Raw genomic sequence first — 23,674 nt, 5'->3', positions numbered from 1 at the left:
GGGAATCATAATGGCAACGGGAACACATACAGTAGAAATTCCAGTAGATGTACAAGCAGTTTGGGACTATGTCAGTGATCTTGAAAAATGGGCAACGACAGTACCTGCCTATAAAGAACATGAAATTATAAATGACAAGCAATCTATTTGGACATTTGAAGGCAATGTAAAAGGGATTAGAAAAACAATAAAAGCGCAAGTAGATATTACTGAATGGAATGAACCTTCAAATATTAAATTTGAACTAAAAGGTTTATCAGATAATTTTACAGGAAGCGGTCACTTTACTGCAGAAGAAGTGAATGGGAAAACAACAATGACTTGTACGGTGAACGTCCATGCAGGTGGAATATCGGGTGCGGTGTTAACACCAATTATTAAATGGGCTGTTCCAAAGGTAGCCTCTCGTTTAACAGAATCTATCGCACGTAAAATTGCAGTATTCTCATAGTTTTTCAAAAACAAAAAGAAGTAACCCTGCTATAGTGGTTACTTCTTTTTTAATAATCAATAGTTAGGCAGCGAGCCACTTTGCGGCTGACAGCTGCGCTGATCAGGTGTTCACAGCACCTGATCTTTTTAATTAGCAAACTGGATTCCCATCCCTTTATTTTTTTACAATGACCCTGTCCTTTTTGGCTGCATTTCTATATGTATAAGGTGAGGAGAAACATAATGGGAAGGCGGGGAAAATATGTGCGGCTGGGTGAAATTGAATCGAGATGTGGTCGAGGTTGATTTATGGAAAGAAATTGTTCCGTTTCGGCTTTATCTTTTGCTGCTGACACGAGCAACAAGAGAGGACGGAAGGATGGTAAGCGGTGTGAAGTTAAAACGCGGGCAATACATAAGGGCATTTTCCAAGTTAGTGGAGGATCTTGGCTACCGGGAAGGCAGAGGAGAGAAGCAGTATTCCAAGAGCACCATCAAGCGGTCGGTGGATAAGCTCGTGAAAAAACGGTTAATTACGGTTGAGGAAACGAATGTGGGAACGTTGTTTACTTTATTAAACTGTGAAGAAATCCAATCGGAGGGATTCGTCGATTTTTTTTGCCCTTCTTTTCGCGGAACGACGACAGAACCATCTGAAAACGAGGACGATACGAAAGTGGAACAAAATCAAGAAAGAGAGAAGAAAGAGGAAAAGTTAGTGGAAGAGAAGGATCAGCCGAAAGAGAATGGAGAGATGGACCAAAGCGCAAGAATGAATGCCATCACGGAGCGTTTCCTTCAGCTCCGCAATCGTGGAGCAGCCTTGTCAGCGAAGGACATGAATGCAATTGAAAAAGTCGCCAGGATGGAAGTCCCGTTAGAAAAGCTGCTGAATTGGATGGAGAATATTCATTCGACCTATCAGCAAAAATCGCCACAGCAGCGCATCAACAGCATGGCCTATTATGAGGCAGCAATTGTCACACGCCTTGGGAAATCTGAGTGGAAAAGGAAGAAACCACAAAAAGAAACCCTTCTGGACCGCATTGCCCGGCTCGAAATGCAAGGGATCCTCCAATAGTGAGGTTTGGGGACAATGGATAAGAAAGAACTCATTCAAGTGTTAGCGACCATTGAATCGGTGTATCCGCAAGTTAAAATCAGTGATGAAATGGTGTTCATGTGGCTAAGAGTGATGAAGGAAATGGATTTTACGCTTGTCATGCAAAAATTGACCGCTCATATTGCGAAGCATCCCTTTCCGCCAGTGCTGGCCGAGATTACGGTATTTCAGGAGAGAGAAAATCATTTTCTTCAGCAAACCAAACAATGGGAGCAGGAAGGGAGGGAGCGTATTGTACGAGATCAGCAATTGGCCAGAAGGAAACCAACTCCTGACTGGCTATCCCCATCCATCCGAAAGTGAAGAGATCGCAGCGGAAAATATGGTTCTAGGAGCTGTTTTTTTAGAACCTGACTGCATATTTGAATTAATTCTAGAACCTTATCATTTTTCACAAAAGAAGAATCAGCTTATTTTTCAAGTGATGACAGAGCTGCGCCAGGAATCACAGGGAATTGATGTAGTCACAGTGGTCAATAAGCTTGGCAGTCTGATTGAATCGATTGGCGGCGTAAGCTATTTGACAAGTCTTGCCGTAAGCTGTCCGACAACCGTTCACCTTGAAGACTACCAGCAGATCGTGCTCGAGCATTATAAGCTTCGCGAGTTAAAACGGGCAGCGGCTAGTTTTTTAAATGATGGGAGATTGGCCGAGGCAGAGCGCTTCTATCAGACCTTTATCAGACTCCAGGAAATTGGCATGACACATGAAGAAACGAAACACGATCTGATAATGGACATTTTTAATGAAATGTATGAGGACCAAGGCGACTTAAATGGGATCGATACAGGCTTTGACTCCCTCAATCGGATGACAAGCGGCTGGAGCAAGGGGGATTTGATTGTGCTGGCTGCTCGGCCATCCATGGGAAAAACGGCTTTTGCCTTGTCATTGGCGATGAATTGCTGTAAAAAAGGTGGTGTTGTCGATGTGTTTTCGCTAGAAATGCCAAAAAAACAGCTCGCCAAACGAATCTTAAGCAGCCTCTCAAAAATTGACGGAGCCAAATGGAAAAATCCGTACAGACTATTTACCGAGGAAGACCAAGCAAAAGCAAATACGGCTCTAGGAGTCTTCCATCAATGGAATCTCCAGATTCACGATCCCTCTCAGAAAACGGTCTCATGTCTAAGAGCCCAAATCCAGAAAACGCGGCGGGAATTTCCTGATGAAGACTACCTTGTTGTGATTGACTACCTTCAGCTAATCAATGTATCGGGAAAATATGATCGCCATGACCTCGCGATTGCCAGCATCACAAAGGAGTTAAAACAGATTGCAAGACTTTATGAGGTTCCGATTATTCTCCTTTCCCAGCTATCAAGAGGAGTGGAGCAAAGGATGGACAAGCGCCCGAAAATGTCCGACCTCCGTGACTCCGGAAGCATTGAACAAGATGCCGACCTCATCATGCTTCTCTACAGAGACGAGTACTACAACAAAGACAACTCCGACAACAAGTTCATCGAAATCGATATTGCGAAGCATCGGAATGGGCCGATTGGAATGGTTAAGCTGTTGTTTGAGAAGGAGTATGGCAGATTTGTGTAAGGAAAGGGACGGTTCATTACGTATGCGATGGTAAGAAATGAATAGATGACAGTATCCATGATCCGCTGCCTCTCTTAATAAAGATAGAAATAACAAGCCTTAGTATAGTGTTAAGTGGTGAGCAGTTCGAGTGTTTTGTGATAACATATATAGGTGAAAATAGATTAGCTGATGATAAAACGATGAAAGTGGGTACAACTTTGACAATAATTAAAGATATCATTGATTTCATCCTGCATATTGATGAACATCTAGTTGAAATCATCAAAAACTTTGGCGGATGGTCATATGGAATCGTATTTTTAATCGTATTTGTAGAAACGGGAATTGTGATTTTTCCTTTCTTACCGGGTGATTCTTTACTGTTTGCTAGTGGTGCTCTTGCCGCAATGGGGGCATTTAACATTTTTTTACTAGTCATTGTCTATTTTTTAGCGGCGGTCATTGGAGATACTGTCAATTATCATATCGGTAGTAAAGTAGGGACTACCATCACACATGGAAGTTTAATGGGGAGATTGATTAACCAAGATAAAATGATGAGAGCCCAGGCTTTCTTTAATAAGCATGGAGGAAAAACAATTGTGATCGCCCGCTTTATGCCGTTTATTCGCACGTTCATTCCTTTTATTGCAGGGGCGAGTAAGATGAATTACCGGTATTTCTTGATTTATAATGTGGTTGGTGCCACAGGATGGGTAGGAATTTGTACGATCTTAGGCTATTTTTTTGGCAATATCCCAATTGTCAAAGACAACTTTTCAACGGTTCTCTTAGCAATTATCTTTATTTCTGTGCTACCAGCCATTATCGGGGTGATTCGGGGAAAATTGAAAAAAGGATGACGGTTCCAAAGCTGTGGTCTCCGCACTTAGAATAGTCACGGAGAACTGTACCAAAAGTGATAGTAAAGCGGAAGTTTAAACTTATTATATATATTTTATTTAAAAATAGAAAAGTCGTCTTTCTATGTTATAAAGGGGACGGCTTTTTCGTTTTTCTGTTAATGTGTTTTTAGTATCTTATATCTACTAAAGTGAAAGCTGAAACACCCTTGAATATGTAAGCTTTTTTTATGAAAAAATCATAGAATGCTGTCTGTCATTCAGTATCTTTTCGTATGGGCCATACAAGAATCATCGTCATCTCTGGATTTACGATAGGCACTCGTCTTGCCCTAGGTCAGAGTGGTTCCTTCTTTTTAAATAATTTATACTTAAGCAGCCACTTATTTTCGGCTCGCTATTGCAAGTTTCAGACTATTTATTTTATGTATAAAAAATAGGAATACATTTACCCAAACAGAGCGTTCAACAAGTATCATGGTTCAATCACTTTACCTTTGCTACTCCTAACGCAAAATGACTCCAAAGTATATTCTCAACTAATTCAGCTTGTGATTCTTCACAATCAACAATTAAGATAATTTCAGAGTGCTTGCCTTTTAAAACTCTTTTCTTTTTCTTTACAACCATTTCTATAAAAAGGCGAATGCAAAAGCCAAGAACGAACCCAGCAAATGCGCCTATTAGCCCCCAATAAATGGGACCCCACTCTAATTTAAATCCTATACTTGCTCCAATCACTGAAAAGGCTGTAGCTAACGCCATACCTATATCAATCAGGCTTGTACCGTCTGAGCGATGCAGGGTATCAAAAACTTTATGGTCTTCTGCCCGATTATCGAGTGGGACAGCAAATATGTCCTCTTTTTGTATTCCTCTCTTTTCTAAAGTTGAAATGGCCATTTCTAAGTATCCCGTGGTTTCAAATGTTGAAAAAAGCTGCATATGTGTCATGTCACTTTTTGTCCTTTACGTATTTGGAAATTCCTCGATTGATAATTCACAGTCAAATGTTTTCTTAAATCTTTTTCAAAAAGTTTATTATTTTCCACCGTATTAACATAAGAGTCAAAAATAGCAAACCCATAATGAGAAGGAATAAATAGAAGCCATTCTGAATGCAGCACGGAGGTTGCTTCTTTTACATCACCTAAAATCAAGAGTACAATCGCCTCTTGCACATGAGAAAAATAATAAAAAATAACTAACCATATGATGACAAATATAGCTGTTAAAATCCGATGAATATATAACTGACCTAGACCAGGAATCAACAATGACCACATCATTGAAACGATTGGATTCCGTTTATCTAGGTAGTTAATCTCTAATGCTCCAATGGCATACGTATTAAAACGGTGATCCTCTCTATCTGCTAAAAGGTAAATTCGATTCATATCCACTGTTGTCCGATAACTGTCCCAAATGGCAAAAAGGTAAACAGGAATATACATAAGAAGCCACCTTGTATCTAATACCTCTTTTGCCATATCAATATTCCCTTGAAAGGAATAGATCATGGCAGAATTAATATTCGCATTCACATTAACTATAACTTCCCAAATAAATAATGCGTAACCTCTAAGGTATTTAGATAAAAGCATATGCCCGAACCCAGGGAACGCTGCGGACCACCAGGCAATGATATAAGGATTTCTTAAATGCAATTGTGTTGTTCCTAAAACACTAACATGGGCTTTATATCGTCTGGCAGTGTTATCGTTTGTATAGTTGTACATATAATCCACCTTCGGAACTATTTATAATATATTTCCAAATGTAGGTTATTTTTATTCTTTCCCTATAGGGAGCCGTTCACTTTACAGCATACAGCTAAATACTAAGATTTATTGTTATAAATCACATAATCAAACATACTTATATATAGTTAATAAATGAACATTGTTTCTCAATAGCAAAGGGGTCAAGCTGCGGGGAGGAGGAATTAGATGTTTAATATTTTACTTGTAGATCTGACGTGGAATAAACCATTGCTATTGTGTGTGATAGGTATTGCCGTTTTATATGCATTATTCGTTAATCGTTTGAAAGACATAAAAATGTATCATAAACAACCACTATTCTTTTTCCTAAGTTTAGGCTTGTTATACTTAACCATCGGCAGTCCTTTAACTGCGATAAGTCATCTCTCATTTAGTTTACACATGATTCAAATGAGCATTTTATATTTTATTGTCCCATCCATTTTTTTATTAGGGATTCCTAGTCAGTTGTTTCAAAGGATACTGAAGACGCCGATAGCTAACAAAATAATAAGCAAACGGTTCCTGGCGCCTAAGCTTTCATTAATCGTTTTTGCCGTATTGTTTTTGATGTATCATTTACCTGTTGTGTTAACTGTTTTTACACAACACCCTTTGGTTCACAATGGGTATATATGTTTACTGTTGATATTATCTTTTAGTATGTGGTGGCCCATTGTGTCACCTGATCCACAGCAACGACTATGTGATGGACAAAAGAAACGATATGTATTACTGAGTGGCGTTCTATTAATGCCAGCTTGCTTATTATCCGTTTTCAGCGCCTTAATAGACGGAGCAAATAACCCCTTCTTGACACAAATAACAGCTCTTCTTTGCATGCCCTCTCAATCCATATCCATTCATATCCTTCCTCCTCCATTTAATACAAAATATGATCAAGCAATGGCAGGATTTATTATGCTGGGCATTCATAAAATGTCATTAATGGCTGCCATAAGGCTTGGAACGGAGAGATCGGACACTCAAGCAGATAAAGTAAGTCCGTAAAAATACCTCTTTTTTATTATCAACTCTAGTTTATTAAAATAAGGCTCTTCTCTATTAATTGTTCTAAAGCGTATCTATTGTTAATAGATTATATTAATTTGGCGAAAAAGAAAGTGGTGAAAATAGAGGATGAAAGAAACAAACCATTTAGAAATTAGAGGAATGCATTGTGCCGCTTGTGCAACAAGAATAGAAAAGGCGGTCTCTAAAATAGATGGGGTAGAGGAAATACATGTGAATTTAACAACTGAAAAGGGACGTGTCACATTTAGCAATACTAAGATAAATATTAATGAGATTATCAAGAAGATTAATACAATTGGATTTGATGCGGAAATAGATAGAAAGAATAACCTTCAGTCAGAAATGGAGAAGCATAGAGCAATTACAGTCCTCAAATGGCAGTTTTTTGTTTCAGCATTGCTAACTTTTCCTTTGGCATGGGCGATGTTTTCTCATTTTAGTTGGGCTTCTTTTATTACAGTTCCAGAGGTTTTCATCAATCCATTATTCCAATTTGCTATTACCATTCCTATTCAATTTATAATAGGGTACCAATTCTATGAAAGGGCTTGGAAATCGTTGAAAAGTGGAAGTGCGAATATGGATGTTTTAGTCATTTTAAGTACATCGGCAGCCTTTTATTACAGCCATTATTTGACTTTCACTCATTTAAATACCTTAGAACGTCCACATTCAATTGTACTGTTCTATGAAACAAGTGCATTTATTATCACGTTTATTTTGTTGGGAAAATTACTAGAAGCAAGAACGAAGATGAGGACTACAGAGGCAATCAAGAAACTGTACCAATTACAGGCGAAAACAGCCACATTGTATTTGAACGGAAAGGAATCCCAATCGCCTGTTTATAAATTATCTCCGGGCAATGTGATTATTGTTAAATCTGGCGAAAAGGTGCCAATAGATGGACAAGTTATTGAAGGAAACTCAATGATTGATGAGTCATTGTTAACTGGAGAAAGTGCAGCAATTGAAAAAGGCATTGGTCATCATGTCTATGCAGGGACCATTAATCAGAACGGAACATTAAAAATAAAGGTTACTAAAAGAGATTCTGAGACTACTTTGTCACAAATCATTCGCATTGTGGAAGAAGCACAATCTTCAAAGGCACCTATTCAGCACATAGCAGATAAGGTGACAGGAATCTTCGTTCCGATTATTATTGTCATTTCAATGCTTACATTTGTTTTGTGGTATGTCATGATCCAGCCGGGACAATTAAGTGAAGCGCTGGAAAAAGTAATTGCTGTATTAATTATCGCATGCCCATGCGCTCTTGGATTGGCTACCCCTACTTCTGTAATGGTAGGGAGTGGACGAGCAGCACAGACAGGCATTCTTTTTAAAGAGGGAAAATATCTTGAAGTTTTAGGAAAAAGCAATGTCGTCATTCTTGATAAAACCGGAACGATTACAAAAGGAGAGCCTCAAGTAACGGACATGTATGTTGAATCCTTTAGTGAAAGTGACTTTTTTGAAATGATAGGTGCTGTTGAAGGGGTTTCAGGACATCCTGTTGCAAAAGCGATTGTGAAAGAATCCAAGAAGAGGGTATTTCATTTTCCAAGTGCAAGCGAAGTACTAACCATTCCGGGATATGGAATCAAGGCGTTTGTAAAAGGGAAAGAAGTGTTAATTTCTAATCCAAGTTACTTTATTAAGAATAAACTTTACGTTCCATCAAGAGCAGATAAAGAGATTAAAAGATTTGAACAAGAAGGAAAAACAGTCATGTTAGTCGCTATTAATGCTCGATTTGCCGGGATTATTGCCGTTGCTGATGAGGTAAAACAATCATCAAAATCAGCGATTACTCGTCTAAAGCAGATGGGAATGGATGTGATCATGTTAACTGGTGATAACGAGAAGATCGCCCTGTCGATTGCCAAAAAGACTGGAATTGAAAAGGTTCAAGCAAATATCACACCACAAAAAAAGGCAGAAATCATTCAATCACTTCAGGACGAAGGAAAGCATGTCGTTATGGTTGGTGATGGGATTAATGATGCACCAGCCTTAACAGTCGCTGATGTTGGAATTGCGATGGGTACTGGTTCCGATATTGCGATTGAATCTGGTGATATTACGGTAATAAAAGGTGATTTGAGTAAAGTTGTGGATGCAATTAAGATAAGTAAAGCAACGATGACCAATATTAGGAAAAACTTTGTATGGGCGTTTCTATATAATATGATCAGCATTCCATTTGCGATGTTCGGACTCTTAGCCCCTTGGCTGGCGGGTGCTGTAATGGCTTTTAGTTCAGTCTCAGTCGTCCTTAACTCTCTTAGATTACAAAAGACTAGAATCTAAAATCAAACGGTATAAGTGTATATAAAAGTCTTATATACCTATTTGCTAGAAATGTCTGCTATTTTTCATTTTTGATTTTCATGTATGTATGAGAATTCATAAGCGGAGAATTTCCGGCTAATATATAGAGAGGAAGCTCAAGAAGCAGATATAAGCGGAGATATTCCGGTTAATTGCTCTGATTCAGACGAAATCCTGTGATTTGGATACTATAACCGGAAAAACTCCCCTTATTTTTAAGGAAATATCGGTATTTACCAAAATAAACGGAAATTCTCCGCTTATTTTTCAAACACAGAAAAATCAACATTCAGTTATAACAGAGCCTACATAAAAAAAGAGACCACTCAATACGTAATTAACGTTTATCGTTAATACAATAGGGTTAGCATTTGCAAACCATTAAATGGTTTCCATCAAGGTCTTTGAAATTAAACCAATGGTTATGCTCAATTTCGGTTGTTAATTCGACATTTTTACTCTTCATATGCTCATATGCTTGTTCTATATTGGCAGTGTTCAAATGAAAAGGTGGCGTTTTGAAAATATTGTCCTCTGAATAAATCTTGCTGTCTAATACAATTCCCGTTCCGTTCATAGGGATTATATACAGATGACCAAATAATATCTCACCATCTGCTGGTAACCCTAATATGTCACAATACCAGTTACGAGCTTCCTCAATGTTGCTTACAGGAATAAACACCGTACCAATTTGATTTAAAATAGGGTTCATAGATTACCTCCAAATTTTTAGCTTTAGAGGTTTAATTCGTGATGAAATAAAAATCTCCTTCTTGTGAACTTCTGCCTGTTACTACAAGCACTGCTAGACAAGTAAGTTAAATATTGGATTTTAATGCAAAAGCGGTTGTTGAATCTAAGCAAAATGGGATCCTAAACATGTTATGCCTGATTCATTTTTGCTAGAGAGAATGTGGCAGCACTAAACTCAATCAGAATTGCTCTTGATTTTCCTTCATTTTTTGGTAAATGGACGGTCAAAAAAGTAATGGATTGGATGGTCAAAAAAATGAAATATTATATATGATTAAGAAGTGGATAACTAGAATAATACTTACTTATTTGTAAAATAAGGCACCCAGAAATTACCCAAGGAGTGGATAGATATGACATGGACTGCTTTTGTTATTATCATTCTTGGAATAACATTGAAGATGTTAACAAGTCCACCAAGTGCAGTTGTAAATTGGCTTTTAAGTAAATTTGCACTTCATCCGAAACTAGATGCCAAAGATGTTTCAATAATATTTAATGGAGAGTACTTAGAAGGGGAAGAAAAAATTAGATTTACAGACTATTTCAATAAAGCTCTTTTCTTAGATAGAAACCATATTTTTCCGGGGGATGAAAAACTATTTTTAAGTCCAGATACTAATATTATTCCATTTATCATTAATGTAAAGGATTGTAAAAGAAACATGAAATTCTATGTTTATTGTGAGGATGATCAGATTTTTGTAGTTAAGCAGTGGAAAAAGAAAGTTGCTTCTTATAATCTTAGCTCTACTAATTTACAAAATCTTACTAATTCAAACGGGATAAGTGTATAAAAAGTCTTATATACTTATTTGCTAGAAATGTAAGAAAAGGGACGGTTCTCATGCTTCATTGAAGCAATAGAACTGTCCCTTTTGTATCAACTCACATGTTCGCCTAACACCGTTTGTTTTGTCATTTTATTTTTTCTTAACAAACCATTTTTATTTAGCAACGCTGGTAAACACGTACCGAGAATGATGGTTACAATACCTGCAATTTGCAATGGTGTAACCGTTTCGCTTAATAAGATCACGGATGCCATCACCGCGATAGGCAATTCAAAGGCACTCAATATCGATGACATCCCTAATCCAACTTTAGGAACGGCCATTGTGAATAAGAAAACAGGAATAATCATGCCAAATAACCCTAATGCCAATCCATACATCCAAAGTCCTTCGTTAAACAGCGTACCGTTCCAAATAATTTCCGGAGATTGAAAAGCAGCCGTAATCATAAAAGCGGAAAAAGAAACCCATACTAAACGGTTTGAGGCTGACATATTTGCAGTTGCCTTTCCGTTCACAAATAAAAAGAAGGAATAACTAAGAGCAGCTGCTAGCCCCCATAGCCACCCCTGAAGAGGGATTTGCGATAAATCAACATCAATCAACCCAGCAGCCGGGATCGTTCCAGCTACCAATACGAGTAAGGATATGGCTTCAATTCTGCTTGGTAATTGCCGTTTGGAGATACAAGAAATCAGCATGCCAATCCATGTGAATTGAAACAAAAGGACAACCGCCAAAGAAGCAGGCAAAAAGTTCAAGGAATGACCATATAAAATATTTGTTAACCCAGTTAAAATACCTGCACAAATCAGTATTTTAACCCCATTAAAGCTAAATTTTGCTCTGTTTGTAAGTAAGAAAATAATTACGGCGATACAAAAACCGACAAAAAATTGACTAGTAACAGCCTCAGACACTGAAAAGCCACTGCCCATTGCCAGTTTAATAATGGTGGAAACAACACCAAAGCTGCTAGCTGCAATAATAACTAGCAGGGGATAGAGATACATCTTCATCATACTACATCCTTCCTAAAATTCCTGATGACTTAAATTTTGATTATGATTTTAGGAGTGTTAAAAAAAAATCATAAACTCTAATATAAAATATGTATCGCCTGTTTTGCAACCTTTTTTTATGGAAATGGACGAAAAAAATGCTTATACAAATCTAGTTTAGAAAATCTGCTGATGAGAAGTGGTTAACTTCCTAGCGCGATATTCCACGATTGAGCAGGTTCAACCAGGAATGTATTTAAATAGATAGAAGCAATTTTGCTATGATGAATAATATGATGAACGAATGGAGGGCCATAAATGGATTATTTTAAAAGTGAGGCATTTGAGAAACATAGAAATAAAATAACGAACATATTAGAAAAAATACCTTCTGTTAAAAGTCCAGCTGGCTGGACCTATAAGGGCAGCTTTAATGTTGGTGGCCTCGAATATTTTGGGTTTGATGAATCATCTGATTTATGCCTTGTCGTATCCTCGAATGGCAGAGGAATTATCGATCTAGCAAAAACAGAAAAGATTGCTCGTGATTATTCAGAAGACTTTCACTTAGATGAAACGCTGTTAATTTGTGAAGGATTTGACGTTTTAAAAGATAAAACGATTAAATTAGCAGGCAAGTATGGCGGCAGTCTTTTGCCAATCGGCAGTAAATACGGGGATCGTTTACGCAGAGTTTCTCCACTTTTCCCTTGTGAAGACATCATCTATCAGCCTGCATTTGAGGACTGTTTTGTTGAAGGACACAATGAAAATTGCGTTCGTATTTATCGAGGCTTTTTGTATGGCTATGGATTTTCATATAGCGGCAATTATTTTGTCATTGCAGATGACAGTGGTATTTTATTTTGGGAAAGAGATTAATAGCTAACATTCATTGTTTAATAGCTAAGAAAAATGGAAGAAGAAAATTTTGAGGGTGATTAGAAGATTAATAACCATCCACAAAAAAATGCGTTAATCCCACGTGGATTAACGCATTTATAGGTTAGCAATCGTTAGTTTTAAGAAATAAATAACACAATAGGACAAGTTCGGCTTTTGAGTGGAAAATATTAATTAGTTAGTCAAATAGTAACACCTTTCTCTATATAGTGAAGGAGGTTCTTTAACAAATACTAACTGGCTGAATCTTCAACAATAGGGAGCAAGACTTGGAGATGTAGGAGTTACAAGTTTTACTTTTTCAGAAAAGTATTTATAGTTTGATTTCTGCTGGGTGGCTTCTTTCTTAATATCCAAATTTAAAAATAATCTTGTTTTACTTTTGTTAAAAGAATCGAAAAGGAATTCATTAATGGTGATCCGACTGAAATCTTTGGAGATGTTCAAGAATTAACTGAAGAAAGTCCTATTATAATTATAGGGCAAGTCGATACTGATACAGAAGAATTTGAATTCGAGGGAGTACCGTTTTATAAATCTGAAATTAAAATCAAAGATATATATAAAGATACTGATGGTACTCTAGAACGAAACACCCAAATTACTCTTTTACAAAATGACCTCGGTGAACTTGACCCCCTAGTTAAGAAAAACGAAAAAGTATTATTGTTTTTAAAGAAATATGAAGGTCCTGTAATTGAAGATGCTTACAGGTTAATGGGTCTACATCAAGGTCATTACAAGATTGATAAAGAAGGAGAAATTTATCCAGTTGGAGAAAATAAATTAAAGGAAATTTCTAATCTAATTGAAATTTCTAATTTAAATGTTCTTGATACATTCATTGAAAAGGCAACAAAACATTTAAGCCACATGCGAAATCCTGTAATGAATCGAAACAGAAGAATGAACTTAATCGTGAATTCGCCCAGGAACAAGAACTGACAGCAGTCGTAAGTGATTTAACGTACCTAAGAGTAAATCAAAAGTGGAATTAGGTATGTGTCTTTGTCGCTCTCTTTAATCGAGAAATCGTCGGTTTTAGTACAGGGCCGAATAAAGATACATTACTTGTTTATCGTGCATTAGCTTCTATCCAGGTTGATCTAAATAAGATACAGCTCTTTCATACGGTTCGTGGAAATGAGTTTAAATATAAATTGATTGATGATGCATTAAAGACATTTAATATCCAACGATCCTTAAGCATGAAAGGCTGTCCGTATGATAATGCCGTAGCCGAAGCAACATTCAAAATCATCAAAACAGAATTTGTGAAAGGTAGACATTTTAATAGTTTAGAAGAATTAACCAATAAATTCACAATTATTTGATTACATATATCGTACCATTATTATTTTATATTTACTCAATTGTTTTACAAAATATAGGTGTAGAAATTAACTAATTCATATTAGGAAATTAAATTACCTTTTAGCAGACAAAGTTTCTTTTATACTAAGCAACCAAGAGTAAGCAGTTCAACTCTTTTCTTACAAGAGTATCATCCATTTAATTTTAATGGTTCAAGTTCCACTATTCAAAGGACATCTTTGTTAAATTCTAAGTCTAATTTCTTTAAGATTTCATTTGCTTCTTGAAGTTTGGTAATATTTTTGTTTACTTCAGCTTCATGGATTAGTTGCTCAGTTTGGATTAGTTTCTCTTTAATGGACTTGTCAGCATTTCTTTTTTCAGCTAGTTGCACGGCACCCTTTGAATATCCTTTTAGGGTTTCAAGTCCACGTAATTCCGAAAATTCAGATGAATCTTCTAACAACATACTTAAAAACATTGATGTGTTATGGATTCCATCAGAGATAGTTCCATTATCTTGTAGATCTTCGTCAGCTACAGTAAAAACAAATTGATTTTTAGAAAGTTGACTATTTCCCCCAAACCAAATGGCACCAACAACAACAAAAGTAAAAACTAGATATAGAATTTTTTTCATATTAAAGATACCTCCATATTTTTTATGGTAACAAATTTCCAAAAAAAACAAGATTAAGCAGGGTGAAAATAATTTATCATTTTACTTTCCTGACTGTACCCCTAGACATACGATTCAACAATCGGGCCATTTTGCGGAATAATTAAGTAACTTATTTACCATTTATCCGTCTAACCATTCAAGGAGGATAACGTGAGAGTAAATACACTGCAGAAAAAGAGTATCATTTTTGAAAGGAGCGATTAAATTGAAAAGACTATATGCCATTTTGAAAAGTATACTGGTACTAGTCATAGTTTTCATGCTTACTGCTTGCACAGGAGAAACAAGGCCTTCCGATACAACGATAAAGGAAACCTCAGAAGCTGAATCGGTATCGTCTTCTTCATCCGGGCAGAAGCCAACCGCTCTAGAAACTCGTCCAGCAGTTGAAAGCTTTGAACTGCTAACATCTAAGGGGAATCAGTCACTGGAGGCTACTCTACATCAGGGGAAAGGGTTTTCTTTGTATGTCTTTGAGAAATTTACTTTTGACGCAACTGCGGGTCGCCTATCATTAAGTGGAAACCCAGGATATTACGTTTATATTGAACCACTGCCATCCGATTATGATTTGGCTCAACTTGAGGTAGCGGGTAAGGAAGAGTTACGTCAATTCGGTGATGTGTCCAATTTTAGTGGCGAGTTGCTCGAACATCCTCTTGGTTTCGCGGATCTCTACCTTCAAGCTTCCGGAAAGGAAGGCATCAGCGATTATATCGTGTGGACATCGGAATCGGGCGATGCTTTTTTGTTCCGTCTTCATAATCCGAAAGGGGCGGAGGTATCCGATTTCGCTGGGCCCATTCATATTTCCCTATCTACCGTACAAAGTGAATAAAACACTATTATTTCTGCACAATTCGAAGAAGCATGTTATACCTAACCCGACGGGTATGCTCACCAGCTACATGAAAATAAAGGTAAAAAGAATCAAAGCCTGTGAAGTTTAACTCCCCGTAAAATTTCACAGGCTTTTTAGTTTATAAAGGGTTTTGTCCTAGCCACTGCTGTCTATTTTTGTAAAATTATGCGTAAAATTCAATTTAACGCTTAAATAATTTTTGTATTGAAAATGTCTTAACCCTTGGTACATATGGGATTAGACGTTTTTTTATTATAACATAATTAACGTTAAGAAGGATTAACGCTTATTTTTGGTAATAAAGTAAGTGTAATTTATGTAAAAGCACTTTATTTTGATATGGTAGACAAGAATGCGGATAGAGCTGTAATAGCTACAACCTCATACTTAGAGCCAGCAAGTAAGAAAATTTGTGAGTGTAAAAGTATCCTATTAATTATGCGGAATTTGCCACTATAACTAAATGGATTAATGAAATGAAAAATAATAAACCGTTTTATTAAATATCTAAGGAATTACTTACATTAATAAGTTTTTAGTCTTTCAGTTTGTTGACAAAAGGGGTATGGTATGGTTACATTCCGTATCCCTTTTCAGCTAGTTGAAGGGCTGGCAATTCAACAAACTATTTTAACCATCTTCATCGGATATTTGGCCTATACTTCGCTACAAGCAGCTATTTCTATTCGTGCTTTGCGAAAGGATCTTATCGAAGGAAAACCGATTGATCATCATGCTCCTTGGGAGATGCATTACCGATTAAATTCGACTATAGCTTTACTATTTACAGTAGTTGTTGGATTTAGTGCTATACCTCCATTCGTTCAGCTTGTAAAAGGTGATACGAAAACATTGCCAGAAGCAAGTCTTGACTTACCGATTGTCAGATTAACAGATGTAGAGCAGAATCCTGCTTTGGTTCGGGGGGAACCTTCATATATGAGAGACAATGTTGATTGGGACAACCGGTATACGTATGAGTGGGGTCCGTTGGCTCCGGTGGGTCAAATTGTGGAGGAAACAGAATGAGTAAGAAAGTTTTTAATATTTCTTTCTTAGTCAATTTAATTCTTTGCATGAGAATGAAACAATATATGACATTAAAAACATTAATGAAAATAAAAACGAGTTACTATACATTCTTGTGATAAGATTGCATAGTGGTTTACTATAAAGTATTCATATTAATAGGATATTTTTATCAGAAGGAGAGTGGGGATTGTGAGAGAAACCTGTGTTCCGACTGGCGTAGAACTAAAAAACACTGGTTTTGGATATACGTTATCCTTAATAGGTGGTAAATATAAAATGATTATTTTGTATTGGTTGTCTGAAAATAAGGTTATGAGGTTCAATGAGCTGAAGCGACGTATTGGGACTATCTCCTTTAAAACACTAAGTGTTATGTTAAAAGAGCTTGAGGAAGATGGCCTTATTATACGCAAAGAATTTCCCCAAATACCTCCAAAAGTTGAATATTCATTATCTGAACGTGGTTGTTCACTTATTCCATTGTTAGATATGATGTGCGAGTGGGGAGTGGAAAATAATTTTCAAGCTCTAGAAGCTGGAACAAAATAGGCATAAAAAGAAAGTACCTTCTTGTTTAGGAGGTACTCCTTATTTTTACTTTTATAAAAGTTACCCATTACATGTTATCAATGAAATTTAAATAATCTTGAGTGCTTTTTTCAATTTCACTTGCAGATGGCTCAAATTCTGTTCCATAAAACGCAAAGAACGAACGATAATCTGCTTTACAATAGATGGCTGTCGTCTCAAACGGACGTAAAACTTGTTCGAGTGTATAATGATATCTTCCATCTTCACTATAATCCACGTTTTTGATCCCGGCAGATACCCCTAAAGCAACTTTACGATTCTTTAATTTATCTCCTTTTGAACCATAAGCCCATCCATAAAGGAAAACATCATCCAGCCACTTTTTTAAGAGAGGAGGACAGTTGAACCAATATACAGGAAATTGGAGAACAAGGTTTCCATGAGATTCAATCAATTTTTGTTCTCTTTCCACATCTATGTTCCCATCAGGATAAACCTTATGCAATTCGTGTACAGTGTATTTTTTTGAATATTTTTTTAATTCTTCTACCCATCGCTTATTAACAACAGATGTTTCTAAACTGGGGTGTGTTGCGATAATAAGAGTTTTCAATGTTTCTTCCTCCTTAGGCTGACTTCATTTTTATTGTAAATTCTAAACTAAAAATATGTAAGTACGCACTTTTATTACAGGTACTTACATAAAGGTAAGTACCTTTGATATTTGACGTTACTTATTGGCTAAAGTTTCAAGAAGTGGATACCACAATTGGGTAAAGCGTAAAGCATTTCCTTCGGAAAGGCAGATAGAGGATGAGAAGCTAAAGCAGAAAATAATAGAATGCCATCAGAAATATAAGGGCATCTATGGCTATAGAAGAATACAAATTTGGTTAAAGAGGACCTATGATATTCACATTAATCACAAAAAAGTTCAACGGATACTAAGTGAACTAGGTATTAAAGCCATTATCAGGAAGAAACGAATTTATTACGGAAAGAAAGAACCCTATCTTATTTCGAATAATTATTTAAATAGAGCTTTTTACGCTTCTCGCCCTAATGAAAAGTGGGTAACTGATATTACGTACCTCATTTTCAATGGACAGAAACTATACTTGTCTGCCATCAAAGACCTATATAATAACGAAGTTGTTGCGTACCAAATTAGTAGACGCAATGATTATAAAATAGTCTTGGATACTCTAAAAAAAGCCATAAAAGGAAGGAATGTAAAGGGAATCCTTCTCCATAGTGATCAAGGATACCAATACACGTCCCATAACTATAATCAGCTACTTACAAGAAATAAAATGAAAGCTAGTATGTCTAGAAAGGGCAACTGTTGGGATAACGCTAGTATGGAAAATTTCTTTAGTCATTTAAAAACAGAATGTTTTAACCTGCATTCTTTTAAAACTTCACAAGAGGTTAGAAGGGCTATTAAAGACTACATTCTCTTTTATAACCACGAAAGGTTTCAAAACAAGCTAAACAACCTGACTCCTATCGAATATAGAAGTAAGGCTTTTTAACTGCGCTTATTTTTGTGTCTACTTGACAGGGGTCAGATCAGAAGAGGAATTGTGCCTTTTTCAGTAATCGGGCCATTATATGGAATAAGAATTACATAAAACACGACTTTTTTATACAGTTCCTAGGCTTCTTCAGAAGCCTAAAACGTTGATCTATCAACGATTAATAAAATCCTGCATAAACGAGTAATAATGGACAAGAGCCTAACCCTTGGTATACATAGGAAGGCAATAGCAGAAAGTCAACCGTAGTCCAAGAATCTCCAAAAGTCACTACATATTATTTTACAAGGTGTTTTTTATTAAGGAGATGATTTGTATGGTTAACAATAATAACCCCTTTCAGGGATGCTGTCCAATTAGTCCGATTTCAAAACCGCCTAACCTACCAAGATTAATGGGTCCCCAAGGACCAGCTGGGCCACCGGGTCCTCAAGGTCCTCAAGGCCCTCAAGGAATACAAGGAATACAAGGAATACAAGGTGAACAGGGAGCTCAAGGAGATCCAGGTCCTAGTACAAATCTTTTCGTAACTGAGGAACAGGCGTTAGTAGTAGAGATACCTCTTTTAATCACTGACCCAGTACCTATTGTAAATGTTCAAGTTACTACCAACAATGATAATGAAAGAGTTAAAATAGATGCAATTGTAAGTACTCGAGTTCAAGCAGTATCATCATCAACTACATTTGGATTAGCCCTAATTTATGAGTTGTTTAGGGATGGCGTCCCCTTAACTAGCGCTTTCGTTGAAGGAGTCTACACTAGACCTGAGGGTACTTTTCAATTTTACAGTTGGCATCCGAATTTTACTTTTGTCGATGTACCCGGGCCTGCGGGAACCTATACGTACGAAATAAGAGCTTCTCATCGTCTGAACGCAAATCCTGGAAATGTAGTAAATATCCAGGCTTATAACCTTGGGCTTACTGCAGAAGTTTTTCCCCCTACTAATTCATTTTTTGCAGCAAGTACAACAGCGAAAACAAATTTTGAGGAATTTAATATACATCACGCTTCAATATTAAAGGAGAACAAGATACCCCCTCTTTTACTTGATACCCGCCAATTAAATGTTCTTGAAATGAATAATGAAAAAACAAACACTGAGGAAAGCACAGTTTTAAAAGAAAGTATGGATACTGAGTTTAAACAAAAAGAAAAAAGGTTACTACCTTCCATTGAAGAATTAAAGTTAACCGTCAGTGAACAACAATCCAAAATTAACCTGTTAACTGAATTACTCAACAAGACTACCGAAGAAAACGAAAAAGAACTGGACTCCCTAAAGATAAAACTTGAAAACAAGTTAACTTACTTCACCAATACAAAGGATTTAGAAAAAGAACGTGCCGTTCTGGAAATTGAACGAAAATTCCAAGAAAAGCTGCAGGAGATCCATGAACAATATAATAATATGCTGGAAAGGTTGTATGAGAAATTCTTCTTGTATAGAGATAAATAAAGTCATTTAAAGAAATGTTCAACATACGTTCGACTGAATGAAATATTTTTTGCTTTTGCCATAGGAAAATGCAAATAATAAATAATTGCTGTACGAACATACTGTGCATTAATTGTAAAATTTTTATTCAGCAGCCGGGCGCTTTAATGGCATAAGGAGCACTGAAACAATCAAACTTTTTTATAAATTAAGATAGTGATTAGTATATTGAGGGAGTTAAAGAAGGAAACTTATCTTTTTCTAACGAATAACAAAAGTATTCAAAATAAGGAGATGATTTATAATGTGTGGGATGATGAGGTTTGATTGACCAATTAATTCCATATGTAATCTTATTTGGAGCTACGGGTTCAGGCTTGGTTGCTGGAGTGTTCTTCGCACTTTCTTCATTTGTTATGAAAGCACTTGCTCGGCTACCGGATGAGCAGGGAGTTGCTGCGATGCAGTCAATTAATGTAGTGGTACTAAACCGATCTTTTTTAACTGTATTTTTGGGAACAGCTTTAGTTACTATACTACTTATAACCCATTCTATTTTTAATTGGAAAAGTGCAAATGCCATTCCTTTATTTGCTGGAAGTTTGCTATATTTTGTTGGCAGTTTTCTAGTCACGGTTGTACGCAATGTTCCTCTAAATGATGAATTAGCTCGTGTAGGGGTACAGCCAACATTTCGGGAATTTTGTACGCTAAGCAAAATTCGACATAGAAATAGCCAAATACCTGTACGTTAAGGAATTTGGCTTTATGTGTTATAGGTTAATTTTTATTTAATGGTCTTAGAGAATTTGTGGGTAATCGATGTGAATCAAATTTATATTCTCCAAGAAAATTAATATGCTCCCATCCTAACGGTGAAATGTGTGGAAGTAATTCTTCCTTTAGACTATTCCTTTTCTTAAATTCTTTTGTCACTTCACTCAAATACACAGTATTCCATACGCTTATTGCATTGATTAATATATTTAATGCACTAGCTCTTTGTAGTTGACCTTGTATGCCTCGTTCTCTGAATTCACCACGTTTACCAAAAAATAAAGCTCTGGCCAATCCATTCATGGCTTCCCCTTTATTTAGTCCACGATGTATCCTTCTTCTTAATGTTTCATTCGTAATATAGTCAAGAATAAAGATTGTTTTTTCAATTCTTCCAATCTCCCGAAGAGATGTAGCTATTTTATTTTGTCTTGCATACGAACCTAATTTCCCCATGATTAATGATCCAGAAACTCTTCCTTCTCGAATTGAATGTGCCAGCCTTAATACATCATCAAAATTCTCTTTAATAACGTTTGTGTTAATCTTACCTCGAAGTATGCCTTTTATGTTTGGAAAATCATTAGGAGAAGAAATGGTATATAATTTAGCATCACTTATATCTCTTAGTCTTGGTGCAAAACGAAACCCTAACAAATGACTTAATCCGAAAACTTGATCCGTGTAACCGGCTGTATCAGTGTAATGTTCTTCAATTGTAAGGTCAGATTCATGATGTAATAATCCATCTATCACATGTACGGCATCCCTTGCATTTGCATTAATAACTTTGGCATAAAAGGAAGAAAACTGATCACTTGTAAAACGATAAATGGTCGTACCTTTCCCAGTACCGTAATGCGGATTTGAATCTGCATGTAACGATGATACACCGACAGGAACACGCATACCATCGGAAGATGATGTCGTCCCATCTCCCCAATATGTAGATAAAGATAGACGGTGCTGATAATTTACCAGTGTAGCTTGAGCGCGAGTCATCGCATCTTCATGTAATCTCCATTGCATAACATTGGCCATCTGGCGATATGAAATATCAGGAGTTGCTTCTGCCATTTTAGTTAATCCAATATTTGTCCCCATCGCCATTAATGAAGCCATCACAATAGACTTTTCCTCACCTTTAGGCGGTTGATTTGAAGAAGCGTGAACAAATGACTCTTTAAATCCAGTCCATTCAGCTACCTCCATTAATAAATCAGTAAGTTTAACTCTTGGAAGCATATTATAAAGCGATAAGCTGAAATTTCTAGCTTCTTCAGGAGTATCAGCTTGAAGTCTCTCAACATGTATCTTTTGTTTTTCAATGTTGATACTTTCAACTTTATCAATATTTTTGGATATCCATTGAAGCTTAGTATTTAAAGTTTCACATCTTTCCTGTATATACTGTTCAAAACTTACATTAACAGCTATATTAGTCCCTTTAATCTTTGCTTTTCCCCAATCATCTTTTGACACTAAATATTCTTCAAAATCCTTATGTAATTGACTACCTTCAACCCAAACATCACCGGAACGGATATAGTTTTTGAGTTCTGTTAAGGCAGCCATTTCATAATATTGACGGTTAATGTTACCTTCATCATCAAAAACATGTTTTTGCCAACGTTTAGGAACAAAACTCAAAGGTGAGCCATCAGGGATTTTCCTTTTTCCAGAATCATTTAATTCTCGTATGGTATCTAATGCCTTCAATAAAGGCTCTGCTGATTTAGTAGATTTGAACACTAAAGAATCCAACAGGCTTGGAGTATATTTCCTTAAATAGTTATATCGGGCTTTTATTAAATCGAGATAATCATAATCCATTGGTCTTGATAATAATTTAGCTTCTTCAATTGATTCTACAATCTTCTCCCACGGCATTACTTGGTCTAGTGCCGCATAAGGATCGATCCCTTCTTCTTTGGCTTTAATTAAAGCCGTTCCTATATCTGCGTAATGCACAACTTTTTCATTTACTGACTTTCCATTTTGTTTTTGCATCTCTTCTTGAGTTTTTCTACCCTTTGCTTGTAACACCATCATTTGCCTATCATGAATTTCAATGGCATGGTCAGTTAAGTCTTGGGAAAGAGTGATTAAGTGAGCGACTAATAATGCATATCTTTTATCTTCTTTAAATCGTCTAAAAGAATGGGGTTCATATCTTGCCCCAATTCGTGCTAATTGTAAGAGTCTATTGGGGTGTATTAATGCCGTATTGGCTGCAATATTCATTTCTTTAATGTACTTTAGTCTTTGTATGACCTTTAAAAAAGAATCTGGTGACGACTGTCCGGGAATTTCCCGAAGCCAAGCTAATTGGGTTTTAATATTATTTACCGTTAAATCGATCAACTTTTCTAGTTCACACTTATGTCTTTCAGAAAGATTACTTGTTAGTATGGCATATATTTTTTTCTCTGCACGCGTTCTTGTTAGCCAAACCATCCTCTCGATTGTTGGTATTGCAGGAAGGATTATTTTTTCCTTTCTTAATAAATCGATTGCAGTGCGTACTAGATACATCGAATTTCCATTTTCCAATGCAGATTTTAAAAGAACATTAGAAATCGTACGATAATCACTGTTATTAAAGTTTCTGTATCCATATACTTGACGTATTTCGTCTAAATGCTCACGTCTAGTTGTATCACGTTGAGCATATGAAGTGTAAACTCTGGATCTACATTAATTTGATTAGCGATGTATTTAATAAGGTTTTCGGGTATATCTGACATATTAATTAAAGAACAACCGGGGTTTCTAAGAATGCATAATTGGAGTGCAAACCCCAAGCGATTATGATCTCTTCTATGACGATTTATAACATCAATATCATAGTCAGATAGACTGTAATAAGAAGTAAATTCAAATTCTGATAAATTATTAAGGTTTAAAATTTCCTTGCGCTGTTCTGGTGTCAGCAGTTCTTTCACACTCAAGTTAA

Annotated in this window: 23 protein-coding genes and 2 pseudogenes; 18 read left to right on the top strand and 7 right to left on the bottom strand. The window is 36.3% G+C overall.

Annotated features, from left to right (window positions below; translation table 11 throughout):
- Positions 1 to 10 precede the first annotated feature (10 nt).
- The 5 genes from FI644_RS03015 to FI644_RS02995 all read left to right on the top strand — a co-directional run bounded on the left by FI644_RS03015 (position 11) and on the right by FI644_RS02995 (position 3,952).
- A complete protein-coding gene (locus FI644_RS03015) occupies positions 11 to 451 on the top strand; it encodes an SRPBCC family protein (protein ID WP_053474802.1) in 441 nt (146 codons plus the stop codon).
- A 243-nt stretch (positions 452 to 694) separates the two neighbouring features.
- Complete coding sequence (locus tag FI644_RS03010; protein WP_053474803.1) at positions 695 to 1,513, top strand: hypothetical protein; 819 nt, start codon at positions 695 to 697, stop codon at positions 1,511 to 1,513.
- A gap of 15 nt (positions 1,514 to 1,528) precedes the next feature.
- Positions 1,529 to 1,858 carry a replicative helicase loader/inhibitor gene (locus FI644_RS03005; RefSeq protein WP_056683024.1) on the top strand — a complete coding sequence of 110 codons (330 nt, stop codon included), beginning with the start codon at positions 1,529 to 1,531 and terminating at the stop codon, positions 1,856 to 1,858.
- Entirely contained in the window at positions 1,788 to 3,107 is a 1,320-nt protein-coding gene (gene dnaB / locus FI644_RS03000; protein WP_245637767.1) for a replicative DNA helicase, read from the top strand. The genes FI644_RS03005 and dnaB overlap by 71 nt, the downstream gene beginning before the upstream one ends.
- Before the next feature lie 200 nt (positions 3,108 to 3,307).
- A complete protein-coding gene (locus tag FI644_RS02995) occupies positions 3,308 to 3,952 on the top strand; it encodes a VTT domain-containing protein (protein WP_379998017.1) in 645 nt (214 codons plus the stop codon).
- Between the two features lie 486 nt (positions 3,953 to 4,438).
- Here the strand turns inward: FI644_RS02995 and FI644_RS02990 are convergent, their stop codons facing one another.
- Entirely contained in the window at positions 4,439 to 4,897 is a 459-nt protein-coding gene (locus FI644_RS02990) for a hypothetical protein (RefSeq protein WP_053477458.1), read from the bottom strand.
- Positions 4,898 to 4,902: 5 nt separating this feature from the next.
- Positions 4,903 to 5,691 carry a hypothetical protein gene (locus FI644_RS02985; protein WP_053474806.1) on the bottom strand — a complete coding sequence of 263 codons (789 nt, stop codon included), beginning with the start codon at positions 5,689 to 5,691 and terminating at the stop codon, positions 4,903 to 4,905.
- A gap of 210 nt (positions 5,692 to 5,901) precedes the next feature.
- Here FI644_RS02985 and FI644_RS02980 point away from each other — a divergent pair, with 210 nt between their 5' ends.
- Together FI644_RS02980 and FI644_RS02975 are read left to right on the top strand one after the other, a co-directional pair.
- Complete coding sequence (locus FI644_RS02980; RefSeq protein WP_053474807.1) at positions 5,902 to 6,726, top strand: cytochrome c oxidase assembly protein; 825 nt, start codon at positions 5,902 to 5,904, stop codon at positions 6,724 to 6,726.
- A 129-nt stretch (positions 6,727 to 6,855) separates the two neighbouring features.
- On the top strand, positions 6,856 to 9,066 hold the full coding sequence (locus FI644_RS02975) for a heavy metal translocating P-type ATPase (protein WP_142108013.1): 2,211 nt from the start codon (positions 6,856 to 6,858) through the stop codon (positions 9,064 to 9,066).
- A 385-nt stretch (positions 9,067 to 9,451) separates the two neighbouring features.
- On the opposite strand, the gene FI644_RS02970 is transcribed toward FI644_RS02975, so the two are convergent.
- Positions 9,452 to 9,802 carry a VOC family protein gene (locus tag FI644_RS02970; RefSeq protein ID WP_056683046.1) on the bottom strand — a complete coding sequence of 117 codons (351 nt, stop codon included), beginning with the start codon at positions 9,800 to 9,802 and terminating at the stop codon, positions 9,452 to 9,454.
- A gap of 394 nt (positions 9,803 to 10,196) precedes the next feature.
- On the opposite strand from FI644_RS02970, the gene FI644_RS02965 reads away from it, so the two are divergent.
- Positions 10,197 to 10,640 (top strand): YfmQ family protein, encoded by a 444-nt coding sequence (locus FI644_RS02965; protein WP_053474809.1) that lies wholly within the window; start codon positions 10,197 to 10,199, stop codon positions 10,638 to 10,640.
- Between the two features lie 86 nt (positions 10,641 to 10,726).
- On the opposite strand, the gene FI644_RS02960 is transcribed toward FI644_RS02965, so the two are convergent.
- Positions 10,727 to 11,650, bottom strand: coding sequence for an EamA family transporter (locus tag FI644_RS02960; RefSeq protein WP_142108981.1), 924 nt, complete (start codon positions 11,648 to 11,650; stop codon positions 10,727 to 10,729).
- A 306-nt stretch (positions 11,651 to 11,956) separates the two neighbouring features.
- On the opposite strand from FI644_RS02960, the gene FI644_RS02955 reads away from it, so the two are divergent.
- The 3 genes and pseudogenes from FI644_RS02955 to FI644_RS26720 form a co-directional block, all read left to right on the top strand.
- The gene (locus FI644_RS02955; protein WP_053474810.1) at positions 11,957 to 12,520 is read left to right on the top strand and encodes a hypothetical protein; all 564 of its coding nucleotides are present in this window, start codon (positions 11,957 to 11,959) and stop codon (positions 12,518 to 12,520) included.
- 738 nt (positions 12,521 to 13,258) lie between these two features.
- Entirely contained in the window at positions 13,259 to 13,486 is a 228-nt protein-coding gene (locus FI644_RS02950; protein WP_142108012.1) for a hypothetical protein, read from the top strand.
- Positions 13,405 to 13,851, top strand: a pseudogene (locus FI644_RS26720) (DDE-type integrase/transposase/recombinase); the annotation flags it as partial. The gene FI644_RS02950 and the pseudogene FI644_RS26720, both read left to right, overlap by 82 nt.
- A 230-nt stretch (positions 13,852 to 14,081) precedes the next feature.
- Here the strand turns inward: FI644_RS26720 and FI644_RS02940 are convergent.
- Positions 14,082 to 14,495 carry a hypothetical protein gene (locus FI644_RS02940; protein ID WP_142108011.1) on the bottom strand — a complete coding sequence of 138 codons (414 nt, stop codon included), beginning with the start codon at positions 14,493 to 14,495 and terminating at the stop codon, positions 14,082 to 14,084.
- 247 nt (positions 14,496 to 14,742) lie between these two features.
- On the opposite strand from FI644_RS02940, the gene FI644_RS02935 reads away from it, so the two are divergent.
- From FI644_RS02935 to FI644_RS02925, 4 genes are all read left to right on the top strand, one after another.
- The gene (locus FI644_RS02935) at positions 14,743 to 15,375 is read left to right on the top strand and encodes a DUF8580 domain-containing lipoprotein (protein WP_181758169.1); all 633 of its coding nucleotides are present in this window, start codon (positions 14,743 to 14,745) and stop codon (positions 15,373 to 15,375) included.
- 594 nt (positions 15,376 to 15,969) lie between these two features.
- Positions 15,970 to 16,428: a hypothetical protein gene (locus tag FI644_RS02930; RefSeq protein ID WP_053474814.1), complete on the top strand. Its 459-nt coding sequence runs from the start codon at positions 15,970 to 15,972 to the stop codon at positions 16,426 to 16,428.
- Positions 16,425 to 16,547 (top strand): hypothetical protein, encoded by a 123-nt coding sequence (locus FI644_RS27090; protein ID WP_256376280.1) that lies wholly within the window; start codon positions 16,425 to 16,427, stop codon positions 16,545 to 16,547. The genes FI644_RS02930 and FI644_RS27090 overlap by 4 nt, the downstream gene beginning before the upstream one ends.
- Before the next feature lie 73 nt (positions 16,548 to 16,620).
- Positions 16,621 to 16,980, top strand: a complete 360-nt coding sequence (locus FI644_RS02925) for a winged helix-turn-helix transcriptional regulator (protein WP_053474815.1) — start codon at positions 16,621 to 16,623, stop codon at positions 16,978 to 16,980.
- A gap of 67 nt (positions 16,981 to 17,047) precedes the next feature.
- Here FI644_RS02925 and FI644_RS02920 read toward each other — a convergent pair whose 3' ends face one another.
- Positions 17,048 to 17,575 carry an NAD(P)H-dependent oxidoreductase gene (locus tag FI644_RS02920; protein WP_053474816.1) on the bottom strand — a complete coding sequence of 176 codons (528 nt, stop codon included), beginning with the start codon at positions 17,573 to 17,575 and terminating at the stop codon, positions 17,048 to 17,050.
- Positions 17,576 to 17,699: 124 nt separating this feature from the next.
- On the opposite strand from FI644_RS02920, the gene FI644_RS02915 reads away from it, so the two are divergent.
- The 3 genes from FI644_RS02915 to FI644_RS02905 all read left to right on the top strand — a co-directional run bounded on the left by FI644_RS02915 (position 17,700) and on the right by FI644_RS02905 (position 20,696).
- Positions 17,700 to 18,497, top strand: coding sequence for an IS3 family transposase (locus FI644_RS02915; protein WP_142108010.1), 798 nt, complete (start codon positions 17,700 to 17,702; stop codon positions 18,495 to 18,497).
- A 319-nt stretch (positions 18,498 to 18,816) separates the two neighbouring features.
- Positions 18,817 to 19,962: a hypothetical protein gene (locus FI644_RS02910; protein WP_142108009.1), complete on the top strand. Its 1,146-nt coding sequence runs from the start codon at positions 18,817 to 18,819 to the stop codon at positions 19,960 to 19,962.
- 302 nt (positions 19,963 to 20,264) lie between these two features.
- The gene (locus FI644_RS02905) at positions 20,265 to 20,696 is read left to right on the top strand and encodes an anthrone oxygenase family protein (protein WP_053474818.1); all 432 of its coding nucleotides are present in this window, start codon (positions 20,265 to 20,267) and stop codon (positions 20,694 to 20,696) included.
- A 25-nt stretch (positions 20,697 to 20,721) separates the two neighbouring features.
- Here the strand turns inward: FI644_RS02905 and FI644_RS02900 are convergent.
- Positions 20,722 to 23,669 (bottom strand): annotated as a pseudogene (locus tag FI644_RS02900) (Tn3 family transposase).
- Between the last annotated feature and the right edge of the window lie 5 nt (positions 23,670 to 23,674).

Origin of the sequence: Cytobacillus solani (genome assembly GCF_006704205.1) — a bacterium.
Taxonomy (GTDB): Bacteria; Bacillota; Bacilli; order Bacillales; family Cytobacillaceae; genus Cytobacillus; species Cytobacillus solani.
This window is presented reverse-complemented; position numbering and strand designations above follow the sequence as displayed.